General features: G+C 41.0%; 16 protein-coding genes and 1 pseudogene. 15 read left to right on the top strand and 2 right to left on the bottom strand.

All coding sequences use genetic code 11. From position 1 onward, the window contains the following. The coding region (locus B7695_RS11805) for a hypothetical protein (RefSeq protein WP_419991788.1) at window positions 1-2,123 on the bottom strand (2,123 nt) is incomplete at its 3' end. Between the two features lie 142 nt (window positions 2,124-2,265). On the opposite strand from B7695_RS11805, the pseudogene B7695_RS11800 reads away from it, so the two are divergent. Next, a pseudogene (locus tag B7695_RS11800) lies at window positions 2,266-2,406 on the top strand (LPXTG cell wall anchor domain-containing protein); the annotation flags it as partial. A gap of 216 nt (window positions 2,407-2,622) precedes the next feature. On the opposite strand, the gene B7695_RS11480 reads toward B7695_RS11800, so the two are convergent. Continuing rightward, complete coding sequence (locus tag B7695_RS11480) at window positions 2,623-2,832, bottom strand: hypothetical protein (RefSeq protein WP_023945645.1); 210 nt, start codon at window positions 2,830-2,832, stop codon at window positions 2,623-2,625. A 295-nt stretch (window positions 2,833-3,127) separates the two neighbouring features. Here B7695_RS11480 and B7695_RS07080 point away from each other — a divergent pair, with 295 nt between their 5' ends. From B7695_RS07080 to B7695_RS07010, 14 genes are all read left to right on the top strand, one after another. After that, on the top strand, window positions 3,128-4,081 hold the full coding sequence (locus B7695_RS07080; RefSeq protein ID WP_084890702.1) for a class I SAM-dependent methyltransferase: 954 nt from the start codon (window positions 3,128-3,130) through the stop codon (window positions 4,079-4,081). A gap of 53 nt (window positions 4,082-4,134) precedes the next feature. Beyond that, window positions 4,135-5,325, top strand: coding sequence for an acetate kinase (locus B7695_RS07075; RefSeq protein WP_084890700.1), 1,191 nt, complete (start codon window positions 4,135-4,137; stop codon window positions 5,323-5,325). 149 nt (window positions 5,326-5,474) lie between these two features. Next, complete coding sequence (rnpA, locus tag B7695_RS07070) at window positions 5,475-5,846, top strand: ribonuclease P protein component (protein WP_000739245.1); 372 nt, start codon at window positions 5,475-5,477, stop codon at window positions 5,844-5,846. Then, entirely contained in the window at window positions 5,821-6,645 is an 825-nt protein-coding gene (locus tag B7695_RS07065) for a membrane protein insertase YidC (RefSeq protein WP_205008486.1), read from the top strand. Before rnpA ends, B7695_RS07065 begins: the two co-directional genes overlap by 26 nt. A gap of 17 nt (window positions 6,646-6,662) precedes the next feature. Further along, on the top strand, window positions 6,663-7,649 hold the full coding sequence (gene jag, locus B7695_RS07060) for an RNA-binding cell elongation regulator Jag/EloR (RefSeq protein ID WP_084890697.1): 987 nt from the start codon (window positions 6,663-6,665) through the stop codon (window positions 7,647-7,649). Window positions 7,650-7,699: 50 nt separating this feature from the next. Next, window positions 7,700-8,323 (top strand): ribonuclease P, encoded by a 624-nt coding sequence (locus B7695_RS07055; RefSeq protein ID WP_084890695.1) that lies wholly within the window; start codon window positions 7,700-7,702, stop codon window positions 8,321-8,323. Between the two features lie 116 nt (window positions 8,324-8,439). Then, on the top strand, window positions 8,440-10,416 hold the full coding sequence (gene tkt, locus B7695_RS07050; RefSeq protein WP_084890693.1) for a transketolase: 1,977 nt from the start codon (window positions 8,440-8,442) through the stop codon (window positions 10,414-10,416). Between the two features lie 117 nt (window positions 10,417-10,533). Next, window positions 10,534-10,833, top strand: coding sequence for a preprotein translocase subunit YajC (gene yajC / locus B7695_RS07045; protein ID WP_084890691.1), 300 nt, complete (start codon window positions 10,534-10,536; stop codon window positions 10,831-10,833). A 46-nt stretch (window positions 10,834-10,879) separates the two neighbouring features. After that, entirely contained in the window at window positions 10,880-11,323 is a 444-nt protein-coding gene (locus B7695_RS07040) for a low molecular weight protein-tyrosine-phosphatase (protein ID WP_084890689.1), read from the top strand. Continuing rightward, entirely contained in the window at window positions 11,310-11,720 is a 411-nt protein-coding gene (locus B7695_RS07035) for an MORN repeat-containing protein (protein ID WP_084890687.1), read from the top strand. Before B7695_RS07040 ends, B7695_RS07035 begins: the two co-directional genes overlap by 14 nt. Window positions 11,721-12,020: 300 nt before the next feature. Further along, window positions 12,021-14,672: a bifunctional acetaldehyde-CoA/alcohol dehydrogenase gene (adhE, locus tag B7695_RS07030; RefSeq protein WP_000763955.1), complete on the top strand. Its 2,652-nt coding sequence runs from the start codon at window positions 12,021-12,023 to the stop codon at window positions 14,670-14,672. A gap of 132 nt (window positions 14,673-14,804) precedes the next feature. After that, window positions 14,805-15,716, top strand: a complete 912-nt coding sequence (locus B7695_RS07025; RefSeq protein ID WP_084890685.1) for a helix-turn-helix domain-containing protein — start codon at window positions 14,805-14,807, stop codon at window positions 15,714-15,716. A gap of 199 nt (window positions 15,717-15,915) precedes the next feature. Further along, complete coding sequence (locus tag B7695_RS07015) at window positions 15,916-16,599, top strand: ABC transporter ATP-binding protein (RefSeq protein WP_084890681.1); 684 nt, start codon at window positions 15,916-15,918, stop codon at window positions 16,597-16,599. Beyond that, window positions 16,568-17,869: an ABC transporter permease gene (locus B7695_RS07010; RefSeq protein WP_192855751.1), complete on the top strand. Its 1,302-nt coding sequence runs from the start codon at window positions 16,568-16,570 to the stop codon at window positions 17,867-17,869. The genes B7695_RS07015 and B7695_RS07010 overlap by 32 nt, the downstream gene beginning before the upstream one ends. Window positions 17,870-18,001 lie beyond the last annotated feature (132 nt).

The following is an 18,001-nucleotide window of genomic DNA, read 5'->3' as shown; positions in this document are numbered from 1 at the left end:
ACGTCAGCATCAACAAGTGCAAGTACATCAGCAAGCACGTCAGCATCAACAAGTGCAAGTACATCAGCAAGTACATCGGCTTCAACAAGCGCAAGCACGTCAGCAAGTACATCGGCGTCAACGAGCGCAAGTACATCAGCAAGTACATCGGCGTCAACGAGCGCAAGTACATCAGCAAGCACATCAGCATCAACAAGTGCAAGCACGTCAGCAAGCACATCAGCATCAACAAGCGCGTCGACATCAGCAAGCACGTCAGCATCAACAAGTGCAAGTACATCAGCAAGTACGTCAGCATCAACAAGTGCAAGTACATCAGCAAGCACGTCAGCATCAACAAGTGCAAGTACATCAGCAAGTACATCGGCGTCAACGAGCGCAAGTACATCAGCAAGCACATCAGCTTCAACAAGTGCAAGCACATCAGCAAGCACATCAGCATCAACAAGCGCGTCGACATCAGCAAGCACGTCAGCATCAACAAGTGCAAGTACATCAGCAAGTACGTCAGCATCAACAAGTGCAAGTACATCAGCAAGCACATCAGCAAGCACGTCAGCAAGTACATCGGCGTCAACGAGCGCAAGTACATCAGCAAGTACATCGGCTTCAACAAGCGCAAGTACGTCGGCTAGCACATCGGCTTCGACAAGTGCAAGTACATCAGCAAGTACATCGGCTTCAACAAGCGCAAGCACGTCAGCAAGCACATCGGCTTCAACGAGCGCAAGCACGTCAGCATCAACAAGCGCAAGCACATCAGCAAGTACGTCAGCTTCAACAAGTGCAAGTACATCAGCAAGTACATCGGCTTCAACAAGCGCAAGCACGTCAGCAAGCACATCGGCTTCAACAAGTGCAAGCACATCAGCAAGTACATCGGCTTCAACAAGCGCAAGTACATCAGCAAGCACGTCGGCATCAACAAGTGCAAGTACATCGGCTTCAACGAGCGCAAGTACGTCAGCAAGCACATCAGCAAGTACATCGGCGTCAACGAGCGCAAGCACGTCAGCAAGTACATCGGCGTCAACGAGCGCAAGTACATCAGCAAGTACATCGGCTTCAACAAGCGCAAGTACGTCGGCTAGCACATCGGCTTCGACAAGTGCAAGTACATCAGCAAGTACATCGGCTTCAACAAGCGCAAGCACGTCAGCAAGCACATCGGCTTCAACGAGCGCAAGCACGTCAGCAAGCACGTCAGCTTCAACAAGCGCAAGTACATCAGCTAGCACGTCAGCTTCAACAAGCGCAAGTACATCAGCAAGTACATCAGCAAGCACGTCAGCATCAACAAGCGCAAGTACGTCAGCAAGCACATCGGCTTCAACGAGCGCAAGCACGTCAGCAAGCACATCAGCTTCAACAAGCGCAAGTACATCAGCTAGCACGTCAGCTTCAACAAGCGCAAGTACGTCAGCAAGTACGTCAGCTTCAACAAGTGCAAGCATATCAGCAAGCACATCAGCAAGTACGTCAGCTTCAACAAGTGCAAGCACATCAGCAAGCACATCAGCAAGTACATCAGCTTCAACAAGCGCAAGTACGTCGGCTAGCACATCGGCTTCGACAAGCGCAAGTACGTCAGCAAGCACGTCAGCTTCAACAAGCGCAAGCACATCAGCAAGTACATCGGCATCAACAAGCGCAAGTACGTCAGCAAGTACATCGGCATCAACAAGCGCAAGTACATCAGCTTCAACAAGTGCAAGCACATCAGCAAGCACATCGGCTTCAACAAGTGCAAGCACATCAGCAAGCACATCAGCAAGTACATCAGCTTCAACAAGCGCGTCGACATCAGCAAGTACATCGGCTTCAACAAGCGCAAGCACGTCAGCAAGCACATCGGCAAGCACGTCAGCTTCAACGAGCGCAAGTACTTCAGCAAGCACATCGGCTTCAACGAGCGCAAGTACTTCAGCAAGCACATCGGCTAGCACGTCAGCTTCAACAAGTGCAAGTACATCAGCAAGCACGTCAGCTTCAACAAGTGCAAGTACGTCAGCTTCAACAAGTGCAAGTACATCAGCGTCAACAAGTATGTCAGTTCCGGATAGTACTGATAAACCAGAGTTTAGTTTGAGTGAAAGTGCTTCGCAGTCAATAAGTCTAAGCATGTCAATCTCAACATCGGTGTCTATGTCGACTTCAACAAGTACGTCACTTTCAAATGCAATTTCTGATAGCGCCTCAATGTCAAGCTCACTTGTAGGATCAAATGTTGATCATTCGACTTCACATGTAGGAAACGGTACGGGATCGACAGCTAAGTCAAGACAGCAATTGCCAAATACAGGTACAGAAGTTTCCAAAACATCTGCGCTTCTAGGAGCTTTGGCAGCTGTGACTGGTTTAGGTCTGTTTGCGAAACGCCGTAAACGTGATGATGAAGAAATGTAAACAATCTGCTTATCTCATACTTGATTGGCGATAGATGTGTCTATCGAGTTTGGACAAAAAAATCTGTAAAATTATAAAAACGCATATTATCAGGTGTTCAAAAACTTGATAGTATGCGTTTTATTGTGGAAATATTTCCTTTCTTTTCGGATGGAATTGAGTTTCCCAGCCTTGTGTTTGTATAGTCGGTTAAAAAATTGAGTACGAAAACCCACTTCATAAAAGTATTGATAGATTATACTCTTCGAAAATCTCTTCAAACCACGTCAACGTAGCCTTGACGTAGGTATGGTTACTGACTTCGTCAGTTCTATCCACAACCTCAAAACAGTGTTTTGAGCTGACTTCGTCAGTTCTATCTGCAACCTCAAAGCAGTGTTTTGAGCAACCTGCGGCTAGTTTCCTAGTTTGCTCTTTGATTTTCATTGAGTATTAGTGGGCTTTTCTTGCACTGTTTTGATCTTTTATTTCCTTCGATTATATATTAGAGAGGATTAGTAGAAGAGGGGTGAGTTATTAGAATGATTATGTGCCATTTTATACCAAGCAATAATCAGACAGCAAGATAAGAGTACAGTTGTAGATAGTTAGAAACGTTTATCTGATCTTGTGTAGATAAGATTGATGTCGTCAGTAAAAAATTGAAGGGAAACCAATATAGATATAGTGTGATTTTTCTATAAGGATGGAAAAAAGAAGGGAAATTTGATAAGATAGGAATATGGATTTTGAAAAAATTGAACAAGCTTATACGTATTTACTAGAGAATGTCCAATTCATCCAAAGTGATTTGGCGACCAACTTTTATGACGCCCTGGTGGAGCAAAACAGCATCTATTTGGATGGTGAGACTGAGTTAGAGCAGGTCAAGGAGAACAATCAAGCCCTTAAGCGTTTAGCACTACGCAGAGAAGAATGGCTCAAGACCTACCAGTTTCTCTTGATGAAGGCTGGGCAAACAGAACCCTTGCAGGCCAATCACCAGTTTACACCAGATGCCATTGCTTTACTTTTGGTGTTTATTGTGGAAGAGTTGTTTAAAGAGGAGGAAATCACTATCCTCGAAATGGGTTCCGGGATGGGGATTCTGGGGGCTACTTTCTTGACCTCGCTTGATAAAAAGGTGGATTACTTGGGAATGGAAGTGGATGATTTGTTGATTGATTTGGCAGCTAGCATGGCAGATGTAATTGGTTTGCAGGCTGGCTTTGTCCAAGGAGATGCCGTTCGTCCACAAATGCTCAAAGAAAGCGATGTGGTCATCAGCGACTTGCCTGTTGGCTATTATCCTGATGACGCCGTTGCGTCACGCCATCAAGTTGCTTCTAGCCAAGAACATACCTACGCCCATCACTTGCTCATGGAACAAGGGCTTAAGTATCTCAAGTCAGACGGATATGCTATTTTTCTCGCTCCGAGTGATTTGTTGACCAGCCCTCAAAGTGATTTGTTGAAAGGCTGGTTGAAAGAAGAGGCAAGTCTGACTGCCATGATTAATTTGCCTGAAAATCTCTTTGCCAATGCCAAACAATCTAAGACTATTTTTATCCTACAGAAGAAAAGTGAAATAGCAGTAGAGCCTTTTGTTTATCCACTTGCTAGCCTACAAGATGCAAGTGTTTTAATGAAATTTAAAGAAAATTTTCAAAAATGGACTCAAGGTACTGAAATATAAAATAGATTTTGTTATAATAGATGAAAACGCTTAAAAAAGAGGGGTATCATGTTATGACAAAAACAATTGCAATCAATGCGGGAAGTTCAAGTTTGAAATGGCAACTTTATCAAATGCCAGAGGAAAAAGTTCTTGCTAAAGGTTTAATTGAACGGATTGGTTTGAAAGATTCTATTTCAACTGTAAAATTTGATGGCCGTTCTGAACAACAAATTTTGGATATCGAAAATCACACACAAGCTGTTAAAATTTTATTGGATGACTTGATTCGTTTCGATATTATCAAGGCTTATGATGAGATTACAGGTGTTGGACACCGTGTTGTTGCAGGTGGAGAATATTTCAAAGAATCAACAGTTGTTGAAGGGGATGTTTTAGAAAAAGTTGAAGAGTTGAGCTTGTTGGCTCCTCTCCACAATCCAGCCAATGCAGCAGGTGTTCGTGCCTTCAAGGAATTGTTGCCAGACATTACCAGTGTAGTTGTTTTTGATACTTCATTCCACACAAGTATGCCAGAGAAAGCTTATCGCTACCCTCTACCAACAAAATATTACACAGAAAACAAGGTTCGTAAATATGGTGCCCACGGTACAAGTCACCAGTTTGTAGCAGGAGAAGCTGCAAAACTCTTGGGACGTCCATTAGAAGACTTGAAGTTAATTACTTGCCATATCGGTAATGGTGCTTCTATTACAGCTATTAAGGGTGGTCAATCTGTCGATACTTCAATGGGCTTCACTCCACTTGGCGGTGTGATGATGGGAACTCGTACAGGGGATATTGACCCAGCTATCATTCCTTATTTAATGCAATATACAGAGGACTTTAATACTCCAGAAGCTATTAGCCATATTCTCAATCGTGAGTCAGGACTAATGGGAGTTTCAGGCAAGTCTAGTGATATGCGTGATGTGATTGCTGCTATGGAAGAAGGGGACCACGATGCCACTTTAGCCTATGAAATGTATGTTGATCGTATCCAAAAACATATCGGTCAATACCTTGCAGTCTTAAATGGAGCAGATGCTATTATCTTCACAGCAGGTATTGGTGAAAATGCTGCAAATGTGCGTGAAGATGTTATCTCAGGTATCTCTTGGTTTGGTTGTGATGTTGACCCAGAAAAGAACGTCTTTGGTGTGACAGGAGACATCTCAACAGAGGCAGCGAAGATCCGTGTATTGGTTATTCCAACAGATGAAGAATTGGTCATTGCCCGTGATGTTGAACGTTTGAAAAAATAACTAAAATCAGAAAAAATATTCCGTACAAGGAGTTGGGAAAGAGATTTTTCCAGCTTCTTTTTCTGATGGAAATGTCCAAAACCTTGCTATGATTGGCTTTTTTGAAAAATATGGTATAATAGTAGTAATTTAATAGATGGAGTTGAGTTTTGAAGAAAAACTTTCGTGTAAAAAGAGAGAAAGATTTTAAGGCGATTTTCAAGGAGGGGACAAGTTTTGCCAATCGCAAATTTGTTGTCTACCAATTAGAAAATCAGAAAAACCATTTTCGAGTAGGTCTATCAGTCAGCAAAAAACTGGGGAATGCCGTCACTAGAAATCAAATTAAGCGACGAATTCGACATATTATCCAGAATGCAAAAGGGAGTCTGGTAGAAGATGTCGACTTTGTTGTCATTGCTCGAAAAGGAGTCGAAACCTTGGGATACGCAGAGATGGAGAAAAATCTACTCCACGTATTAAAATTATCAAAGATTTACCAGGAAGGAAATGGGAGTGAAAAAGAAACTACAGTTGACTAGTTTGCTAGGACTGTCTCTATTAATCATGACAGCTTGTGCGACAAATGGGACAACTAGCGATATTACAGCCGAATCGGCTGATTTTTGGAGTAAATTTGTTTACTTCTTTGCGGAAATCATTCGCTTTTTATCGTTTGATATCAGTATCGGAGTGGGGATTATCCTCTTTACGGTCTTGATTCGTACAGTTCTCTTGCCAGTCTTCCAAGTGCAAATGGTGGCTTCTAGAAAAATGCAAGAAGCTCAACCACGCATTAAGGCGCTTCGAGAACAATATCCAGGTCGAGATATGGAAAGCAGAACCAAGCTAGAGCAAGAAATGCGTAAAGTCTTTAAAGAAATGGGTGTCAGACAGTCAGATTCTCTTTGGCCGATTTTGATTCAGATGCCGGTTATCTTGGCCTTGTTCCAAGCTCTATCAAGAGTTGACTTTTTAAAGACAGGACATTTCTTATGGATTAATCTTGGTGGTGTGGATACAACCCTTGTTCTTCCGATTTTAGCAGCAGTATTTACCTTTTTAAGTACTTGGTTATCCAATAAAGCCTTGTCTGAGCGTAATGGGGCTACGACTGCGATGATGTATGGGATTCCGGTCTTGATTTTTATCTTTGGGGTTTATGCTCCGAGCGGAGTTGCTCTCTACTGGGCAGTGTCCAATGCCTATCAAGTCTTGCAAACCTATTTCTTGAACAATCCATTCAAGATTATCGCAGAACGCGAGGCTGTAGTACAGGCACAGAAAGATTTGGAAAATAGAAAAAGAAAAGCCAAGAAAAAGGCTCAGAAAACGAAATAATAAGGAGGAATCTGGTAATGGTAGTATTTACAGGTTCAACTGTTGAAGAAGCAATCCAGAAAGGATTGAAAGAATTAGATATTCCAAGAATGAAGGCTCATATCAAAGTCATTTCTCGTGAGAAAAAAGGGTTTCTTGGCTTATTTGGTAAAAAACCAGCCCAAGTGGATATCGATGCTATTAGTGAAACGACAGTTGTAAAAGCAAACCAACAAGCTGTAAAGGGAGTTCCAAAGCAAATTAATGATTTGAATGAGCCTGTTAAAACAGTCAGTGAAGCAACGGTTGATTTGGGTCATGTTGTAGAGGCAATTAAAAAGATTGAAGAGGGAGGCCAAGGTATTTCTGATGAAGTCAAGGCTGAAATCTTAAAACATGAAAGACATGCCAGCACTATCTTAGAAGAAACTGGTCACATTGAGATTTTAAATGAATTACAACTTGAAGAAACTGACCTCGAAGAAGTAGAAACGCCTATTATTGAAAACCAAGCTGAGCAAACTGAAAGTCAAGAACTAGAAGACTTGGGCTTGAAGGTTGAACCGAACTTTGATATTGAACAAGTAGCTACGGAAGTAACGACTTATGTTCAAACGATTATTGATGACATGGATGTTGAAGCCACACTTTCAAATGATTATAACCGTCGTAGTATCAACTTGCAAATTGACACCAACGAACCAGGTCGTATTATTGGCTACCATGGTAAAGTTTTGAAGGCCTTGCAACTGTTGGCTCAAAATTATCTTTACAACCGCTATTCAAGAACCTTCTATATCACTATTAATGTCAATGATTATGTCGAACACCGTGCAGAAGTCTTGCAGACCTATGCGCAAAAATTGGCGACTCGTGTTTTAGAAGAAGGACGCAGTCATCAGACAGATCCAATGTCGAATAGCGAACGCAAGATTATCCATCGTATTATTTCACGTATGGATGGCGTGACCAGTTACTCTGAAGGTGACGAACCCAATCGCTATGTCGTTGTAGATACAGAATAAGTAAAATCAGGGTTCTCCTGATTTTTTGCTAGCTAGAGGAGATTAAACTAATGTTGAATAAGATAAGAGATTATTTAGACTTTGCTGGTTTGCAGTACCGTAATCCTGATAGAGCAGGAGCAGAGCGAGAGAAGATGCTGGAATTCCGCCACAAAGGCCAAGAGGCTCGGAAGGCTTTTACAGAATTGGCCAAAGCTTTCCAAGCAAGCCATCCAGAATGGCAACTCCAACAGACTAGCCAGTGGATGAACCAAGCGCAGCGCTTGCGACCACATTTCTGGGTCTATCTACAGCGTGAGGGGAAAGTGACAGAGCCTATGCTAGCCTTACGTTTGTATGGAAGTTCTTCTGATTTTGGGGTCTCACTAGAAGTCAGTTTTATCGAGCGCAAGAAGGATGAGCAGACTCTAGGCAAGCAAGCCAAGGTGTTAGAAGTTCCAGTGGTAGAAGGGATTTATTATCTATCCTACTCTGATGGTCAAAGTCAACGGTGGGAGGCTACTGAGGAGAACCGTCAAATTTTAAGAAATAAACTATCCAATCAGGAAGTTCGCAAAGTGTTAGTTAAAGCAGATGTTTCTTTTATAGAAAATCAATCATTAGAAGTGATTTTAGAAAAATTAGATGAAGCTTATAAGCGCTTACTTCCTTATTATCAAGCGACCAGAGAGTAGAAAATAGGAGACTTATCTAGCGTCGAATTGTTTAATTGCTATTCTATGTATTTTTTCATATAATAGTAAAATAGAATGTGTGATACAATAATCACCTCAAATAGAAAGGAAATTCTATGTCAAATCTATCTGTTAATGCAATCCGTTTCCTAGGTATTGACGCTATTAATAAAGCCAACTCTGGTCACCCAGGTGTGGTTATGGGAGCGGCTCCGATGGCTTACAGCCTCTTTACAAAACAACTTCGTATCAATCCAGCTCAACCAAACTGGATTAACCGTGACCGTTTTATTCTTTCAGCAGGTCATGGTTCAATGCTTCTTTATGCCCTTCTTCACCTTTCTGGTTTTGAAGATGTCAGCATGGATGAAATCAAGAGCTTCCGTCAATGGGGTTCAAAAACACCTGGTCACCCAGAATTTGGCCATACAGCAGGGATTGATGCTACGACAGGTCCTCTAGGACAAGGAATCTCAACTGCCACTGGTTTTGCCCAAGCAGAACGTTTTTTGGCAGCCAAATATAATCGTGAAGGCTACAATATCTTTGACCACTATACTTACGTTATCTGTGGGGACGGAGATTTGATGGAAGGTGTCTCAAGTGAGGCGGCTTCATACGCAGGCTTGCAAAAACTAGACAAGTTGGTTGTTCTTTATGATTCAAATGACATCAACTTGGATGGTGAGACAAAGGATTCCTTTACAGAAAGTGTTCGTGACCGTTACAATGCCTACGGTTGGCACACTGCCTTAGTTGAAGATGGAACAGACTTGGAAGCCATCCATGCTGCTATCGAAGCAGCTAAAGCTTCAGGCAAGCCATCTTTGATTGAAGTGAAGACTGTTATTGGATACGGTTCTCCAAATAAACAGGGAACTAATGCCGTACACGGTGCTCCTCTTGGAGCAGATGAAACTGCAGCTACTCGTCAAGCTCTCGGTTGGGACTATGAACCATTTGAAGTTCCAGAACAAGTTTATGCTGATTTCAAAGAACATGTTGCAGACCGTGGCGCATCAGCTTATGAAGCTTGGACAAAATTAGTTGCCGATTATAAAGAGGCTCACCCAGAATTGGCTGCAGAAGTAGAAGCCATTATTGATGGACGTGATCCAGTTGAAGTGACTCCAGCAGACTTCCCAGCTTTAGAAAATGGCTTCTCTCAAGCAACTCGTAACTCGAGTCAGGATGCTTTGAACGTTGTGGCAGCTAAGTTACCAACCTTCCTAGGTGGATCAGCTGACCTAGCTCACTCAAACATGACTTATATCAAGACTGACGGACTTCAAGACGATGCCAATCGCTTGAACCGCAACATTCAGTTTGGTGTTCGTGAATTTGCAATGGGAACGATCTTGAACGGGATGGCCCTTCACGGTGGACTTCGTGTATATGGTGGAACTTTCTTCGTATTCTCTGACTATGTGAAGGCAGCTGTCCGCTTGTCAGCCTTGCAAGGTCTTCCTGTGACTTATGTCTTTACCCACGATTCTATTGCGGTAGGGGAAGATGGCCCAACACACGAACCAGTTGAGCACTTAGCAGGTCTTCGTGCCATGCCAAATCTGAATGTTTTCCGTCCAGCAGATGCGCGTGAAACGCAAGCAGCTTGGTACCTTGCAGTGACAAGTGAGAAAACACCAACTGCCCTTGTCTTGACACGTCAAAACTTGACTGTTGAAGAGGGAACAGACTTCGACAAGGTTGCAAAAGGTGCCTATGTTGTCTATGAAAATGCAGCAGATTTTGATACAATCTTGATTGCGACAGGTTCAGAGGTCAATCTAGCTGTCTCAGCTGCTAAAGAATTGGCTAGTCAAGGAGCAAAAATCCGTGTAGTCAGCATGCCATCTACAGATGTCTTTGATAAACAAGATGCAGCATACAAGGAAGAAATCCTTCCAAATGCAGTTCGCCGTCGTGTTGCAGTCGAGATGGGTGCAACTCAAAACTGGTACAAATATGTTGGTCTCGATGGTGCTGTTCTTGGTATTGATACCTTCGGAGCCTCTGCCCCAGCACCAAAAGTATTGTCAGAATATGGCTTTACTGTAGAAAATCTTGTAAAAGTCGTTCAAAACTTGAAATAATCCTAAAAATCAGGGCGCAAGCTCTGGTTTTTTCTTACTAGAAAAGCAAGGTACAATCTTGTAAAAGTAGCTGAAATTTGATATAGTAGTCCTATGTAAAAGACAAAGGAGAATATAATGGAATCACAATATACATTTTTAATCATTCTTGTGGCTATGGTGGGCTTGATGTTCTTTACGCAACGCTCTCAAAAGAAACAAGCACAAAAACGTATGGAAAGCTTGAATAAATTACAAAAAGGCTATGAAGTCATTACAATCGGTGGACTTTACGGAACAGTCGATGAAGTAGATACGGAGAAGAGAACAATTGTCCTTGATGTAGATGGAGTTTACTTGACTTTTGAACTAACTGCTATCAAAACCGTATTGCCACTGAAGGAAACAGCTTCATTAGAAGGCGCAATTGAAAAATAAGACGGGATCACGAACTCCCGTTTTTCTGTAAAAGAAAGGAAATGGGATGAAAAAACTAGTCTTTGTCTGTCTGGGAAATATTTGTCGCAGCCCTATGGCCGAGTTTGTTATGAAATCAATGACAGCTAATTATGAAATCCAAAGTCGAGCGACTTCCTCTTGGGAACATGGCAATCCGATTCATAAGGGAACTCAAGGGATTTTTCAAGAGTATGAGATTCCTTATGAAAAAGGCAAGACATCGCTTCAGATTAGTAAGGAAGATTTTGAAGCCTTTGATTATATTATCGGAATGGACGCTTCAAATGTTTCTGACTTACGTCAGATGTGTCCAGCAGACTGTCAAGATAAGATTTACTCATTTGCATCTGAAAGTGTTCCAGATCCTTGGTATACAGGGGATTTTGAGGAGACCTATCAGCGTGTTCAAGAGGGGTGTCAAGTTTGGCTAGAACGTTTAGAAAAGGAGAGTGAAGGTGGAAAATCTTAAGAATTTTTACGAAAAGTATCGTGTCTATCTGACTCGTCCACGTTTAGAGCTTTTGGCAGTAGTTACGATTGTTTTTTGTGCTGTGCTCGTCTTTTTTCTAAATATTCCCGGAAAAGGTGTCTTAAAACTGGATAATGGAACGATTGTTTATGATGGCAGTCTTGTCCGCGGTAAAATGAATGGACAAGGTACCATTACCTTTCAAAATGGAGACCAATATACAGGTGGCTTCAACAATGGGGCTTTCAACGGAAAAGGTACCTTTCAATCCAAAGAAGGCTGGACCTACGAAGGTGATTTTGTAAATGGTCAGGCTGAAGGAAAAGGAAAACTAACAACAGAACAAGAAGTTGTTTATGAAGGGACTTTTAGACAAGGTGTTTTTCAACAAAAATAAAGCCTCCTTATCAAAGGAGGTATTGTCAGCATCTAAAAGTAAGCGCTTACTAGAAAATCTATCTCTTTCCAAGCTCCTCTTCCAATCAAGCTTGTGAAATAAAAAAATATTTGAAATTCATTTCACAAACTCTAAAGAAAAAACTTGATAAGTAAAGAAAATGAGAAAAAATTCACAAACAATAAAAAATTCTTTGTGAAATGTTTATGAAACTGTTTACAAAGTTGAAATAATGCGTTATAATAAACTTGTGAAAAAATTAACAAAGGATATCAATCCTTGAAAGCTATGGAGGAAAATATGGCTGATAAAAAAACTGTGACACCAGAGGAAAAGAAACTCGCTGCTGAAAAGCATGTTGATGGATTGGTGCAAAAAGCTCTAGTTGCCCTTGAAGAAATGCGTAAATTGGATCAAGAGCAAGTTGACTACATTGTTGCCAAAGCATCAGTAGCAGCTTTGGATGCCCACGGAGAATTGGCTTTACATGCCTTTGAAGAAACAGGACGTGGTGTATTCGAAGATAAAGCAACTAAGAACTTGTTTGCTTGTGAACACGTAGTAAACAATATGCGTCACACTAAAACAGTTGGCGTTATCGAAGAAGATGATGTGACAGGATTGACTCTCATCGCTGAACCGGTCGGTGTTGTGTGTGGTATTACTCCTACAACAAACCCAACATCAACAGCAATCTTCAAATCATTGATTTCATTGAAGACACGTAATCCAATCGTTTTTGCCTTCCACCCATCAGCACAAGAATCATCTGCTCATGCAGCACGTATCGTCCGCGATGCAGCTATCGCAGCTGGTGCTCCTGAAAACTGTGTGCAATGGATTACTGAACCATCTATGGAAGCAACTAGTGCATTGATGAACCACGAAGGCATTGCAACAATCCTTGCAACTGGTGGTAATGCCATGGTTAAGGCGGCTTACTCATGTGGTAAACCAGCTCTTGGGGTAGGTGCAGGAAACGTTCCAGCTTATGTTGAAAAATCAGCAAACATTCGTCAAGCAGCACATGATATCGTCATGTCTAAATCATTTGATAATGGTATGGTCTGTGCATCTGAACAAGCGGTTATCATTGATAAAGAAATTTACGATGAATTTGTAGCAGAGTTCAAATCTTATCACACTTACTTTGTAAACAAGAAAGAAAAAGCACTTCTTGAAGAGTTCTGCTTCGGCGTGAAAGCAAACAGCAAAAACTGTGCTGGTGCAAAATTGAACGCTGACATTGTTGGTAAACCAGCAACTTGGATTGCAGAACAAGCAGGATTTACAGTTCCAGAAGGAACAAACATTCTTGCTGCAGAATGTAAAGAAGTTGGTGAAAATGAGCCATTGACTCGTGAAAAATTGTCACCAGTTATCGCAGTTTTGAAATCTGAAAGCCGTGAAGATGGTATTACTAAGGCTCGTCAAATGGTTGAATTTAACGGTCTTGGGCACTCAGCAGCCATCCACACAGCTGACGAAGAATTGACTAAAGAATTTGGTAAAGCTGTTAAAGCTATTCGTGTTATCTGTAACTCACCTTCTACTTTCGGTGGTATCGGGGACGTTTACAATGCCTTCTTGCCATCATTGACACTTGGATGTGGTTCTTACGGACGCAACTCAGTTGGGGATAACGTTAGTGCCATTAACCTCTTGAATATCAAAAAAGTCGGAAGACGGAGAAATAACATGCAATGGATGAAACTTCCTTCAAAAACATACTTTGAACGTGATTCAATTCAATATCTTCAAAAATGTCGTGACGTTGAACGTGTCATGATCGTTACTGACCATGCCATGGTAGAGCTTGGTTTCCTTGATCGTATCATCGAACAACTTGACCTTCGTCGCAATAAGGTTGTTTACCAAATCTTTGCTGATGTGGAACCAGATCCAGATATCACAACTGTAAACCGTGGTACTGAGATTATGCGTGCCTTCAAACCAGATACAATCATCGCTCTTGGTGGTGGCTCTCCAATGGATGCCGCTAAAGTAATGTGGCTCTTCTACGAGCAACCAGAAGTGGACTTCCGTGACCTTGTTCAAAAATTCATGGATATCCGTAAACGTGCCTTCAAGTTCCCATTGCTTGGTAAGAAGACTAAATTCATCGCGATTCCAACTACATCTGGTACAGGATCTGAAGTAACACCATTTGCCGTTATCTCTGATAAAGCGAATAACCGTAAATACCCAATCGCTGACTACTCATTGACACCAACTGTGGCAATCGTAGACCCTGCTTTGGTATTGACAGTTCCTGGATTTGTTGCTGCGGATACTGGTATGGACGTATTGACCCACGCGACTGAAGCTTATGTATCACAAATGGCTAGCGACTACACTGACGGTCTTGCACTTCAAGCAATCAAACTTGTATTCGAAAACCTTGAAAGCTCAGTTAAGAATGCAGATTTCCATTCACGCGAGAAAATGCATAACGCTTCAACTATTGCTGGTATGGCCTTTGCAAATGCCTTCCTAGGTATTTCTCACTCAATGGCCCATAAGATTGGTGCGCAATTCCACACAATCCACGGTCGTACAAATGCTATCTTGCTTCCATACGTCATCCGCTACAACGGTACACGTCCAGCTAAGACAGCAACATGGCCTAAGTACAACTACTACCGTGCAGATGAAAAATACCAAGATATCGCACGCATGCTTGGACTTCCAGCTTCTACTCCAGAAGAAGGTGTGGAATCTTACGCAAAAGCTGTCTACGAACTTGGTGAGCGCGTAGGTATCCAAATGAACTTCAAAGCACAAGGAATTGATGAAAAAGAATGGAAAGAACATTCACGTGAGTTGGCCTTCCTTGCTTATGAAGACCAATGTTCACCAGCTAACCCACGTCTTCCAATGGTAGACCATATGCAAGAAATCATCGAAGATTCTTACTATGGTTACAAAGAAAGACCAGGACGCCGTAAATAATTGTTTATCAGCCTAGAGGCAGGAGAAATCCTGTCTCTTTTTTGTAATTCTATTTGAAAAATGGTATAATCATCGTATATATTTATTTGAAAATCAAATCTTTTATAATCATGCGAGGGAGAAATGTAAGAGATGAATGAGCTAGGGGAAAAGGTAAGGATTCTTAGAGAGGAGAAAGGGCTTAGTCGTCCAGTTTTTTGCGGGGATGAGTCTGAACTATCAGTGCGTCAGTTGGTGAGAATCGAAAAAGGAGAATTTCGCCCGACGATAAAAACCCTAGAATATATTGCAGAACGATTAGAAATTCCGTCCTATGTCTTGATGCCAGATTATAAGGAATTACCGAAGCGTTACCAAGAATTAAAATACTTTCTTCTTCATCATCCTGACTATGGAGACAAGGAGTTGCAGGAACAAAAGGAAGAATATTTCGATGAGATTTTTGAGTGTTTTTATGATGATTTGCCACGTGATGAGAAAGTGCTAGTGGATTGTCTTCAAGCCATAGATGAAGTGAGAGCGACTAGTAATTCCTTATACGGAAGTGGTGTGATTGAGGACGGTCTTCAAGACTTACTATCCAGAGATGTATATAAAGCCGAGGACTTGTTGAAACTGAGACTGTATTTCAACTGTCAGTTAATGGATGGTTTAAATATGGGTGAGATAAAAGAATCTGAGCATGAAACCATTCTTTGTTTTCATGACAAACTAAGTTCTCAGGTTGATAAGATAGAGTTCGATTGTTTGGACTTGCTTAGAGATTCCTTGTTAGCTTCTTTAGCTTGTATAGAAATTATGGGGCTGTTTCGTTATTTTAAGAGAGCAGTTGAGACCTTAAATAAAATAGGGCAGAAAACACGAGATTTTCAAAAACAACCGATTGTCTTGATGGTAGAATGGAAATATTATATTCAGATGGATTATGATACAGCTAAACAAAAGTATGAAGAAGCAAAAATGATGGCGAGGATGTTTGGCAATGAGAAGTTAATCGTTAGTTTAGATAAGGAATGGAGCGAAGACTTAGAAAGGTATTGTTAAATGCTTTATAGGAGTGACATTTCTGTCATTGAGGGAATGCCACTTTTTTGTTACAATGAATTTTACTTGATATACATCCAGAAGCAAACTAGGCAATAGAGAGAAAATTCTAAGTAGTAGGCCTATAGGGTCAATCAACTTGAAGGATTTTCTATAAGTATGATGTATGACGATAACAGTTTTAAACAAGGGGGAAAGAATGTCCATTTTATCCATTAAAAATATTTCAAAGTTTTACACTTTGGACGGTAAACATCAAGAGCAGGCTCTAAGAAATATTAACCTGCAGATTGCAAAAGGTAAAATTACAGCGATTTACGGTCCGTCAGGCTGTGGCAAAACCAGTCTACTCAATATCATCAGTGGTTTAGATAGACAATATGAAGGAGATTTAGAGTTTAAAGGGGAATCCCTCCGTGACTTATCAGAGATTGAACTAACTCAATTTCGTAAAGATAAGATTGGATTTGTGTTTCAAAACTTTAACCTCATTCCTCATCAGTCTGTCTTGGATAATGTCAAGCTACCTCTCTATGTCAAAGATTTATCTGACAGGGAGATGACAATGATTGCAAAGGAGCAATTAAGTAACTTGGGCATGGAGCCTTTTATGGCTAAAAATGTTAAACAGCTTTCTGGCGGGCAAAAGCAACGCGTAGCAATCGCGCGTGCACTGGTAAATCAGCCTGATATGATTGTAGCAGATGAGCCAACAGGGTCACTAGACTCTCAATCCCAAGAAATGGTATTGGAAGTGTTTAAAAAATTAGCCCAAACAGGAAAAACAGTATTGATCGTAACCCATAATCCAGAGGTTGCTGAATATGCAGATGTGATTATCAAAATGAAGGATGGTGAAGTCGTTGAAGAAGTCAAAAAATAAAGGATTGTCATTGAAAAATAAATTCAAACTTTCTTTAAATAACTTTATGGAAAGAAAGTGGCGTAATCTATTAATTGCGCTAGCAACCTCAATCGGTTTTGTAGGAGTCTTAATTTCTTTCGGCTTGGGAAATGCTTTGATTTCGATGATTGATGAAAATACGAATGGAGGTCAAATCCCTTCTCAAGTTCAGATTGCTTTAAACACAAAAAATATTGGACGAGGCTTTTTGAACCAAGATGATAAGAACTATATCACAGATACAGTTGGAAAAGAAGCTATTAAATATTTGGAGAGTCCTTTTGGGATGACCATGTCAAATATGACTATAGATGGGCAAGAAATGGATCTGAGTCAAACGATGCCTTCTTATGCTCAAGTAGTGAGTCTCTATGAGGATACAAGTATTTCTGTTAGTAGTAATGAGGCGGACAAAGTATTAGCAGGCTCCCTCTATACTGATGCAAATGAACAGGGTTTGACAATTCCAAGCAGTTTACTAAAAAATTGGAATGAACAGACAGGAAAAAATCTGACGGCTAGTGATGTTATTGGCAAATCAGTCTCAGCCAGCATTGTAGAAAATGCTGCCGAAGCTAGCAAGATAGCTCAATTTCAAACAAAGATTGTACGTGTGATCAATGATGAAGATGACATGGAGGACAGCAACAGTTTCATGCCGTCTAATCAAATGGAAACGATTTTGAAAGAAGCTGGATTTACAAAAGCTGTATCTTATTTTATCTTGGAACTCAAAGATCCATCACAGACAAAAGCGGTAACAGAAGAATTACAGAAAAATAAGAAGTATACTGTTCTTTCTCAACAGAAGGTTCTTGATATTGTGATTACTTTTATTCGTGTCATTCAGGGATTGTTGATTGTGCTTTCATCACAAGCTATTGTGGTAGCAGCGGTCATGATTGGTATCATCATTTACATCAATATCATGCAACGTTCTAAGGAAATAGGTGTCATGAAGGCAGTTGGTTATCAAAATCGTGATGTCAAAGGGATTTTTATTTACGAGGCTATCTGGATTGTAGGAATCGCCTTGCTGCTGGCATTTTTGGTTGCACAAGGGGTGGGAAGCTTGGCGAATGTGGTTGTAAATCACTTTTACCCATCCATTACTAAGGTTTTTGAATTAAATCTTTTATCTATTTTAGGAACTTTAGTTTTCGCTCTATTACTTGGTTATGTCTCAGCCTACTTCCCAGCGCGTAAAATTAGTAAAATGGATCCTGTAGAATCGCTACGATATGAATAGTAAGGGATTCCTTGATTTATAGTCTTGAAAAGAAACTGGTAAATTCCCAAACTAAGTTCCACCGCTAATCCAAGTGGAAGTTAGTCTGATAAAAATTGTAAAAACCAGTGGAAATCCGTGTCAGGGTAAGTT

The sequence above is a fragment of the Streptococcus mitis genome, from assembly GCF_002096845.1.
Lineage (GTDB): Bacteria > Bacillota > Bacilli > Lactobacillales > Streptococcaceae > Streptococcus > Streptococcus mitis_A.
The sequence above is the reverse complement of the archived record's forward strand: the minus strand, read 5'-3'. Positions and strand labels throughout refer to the sequence as shown.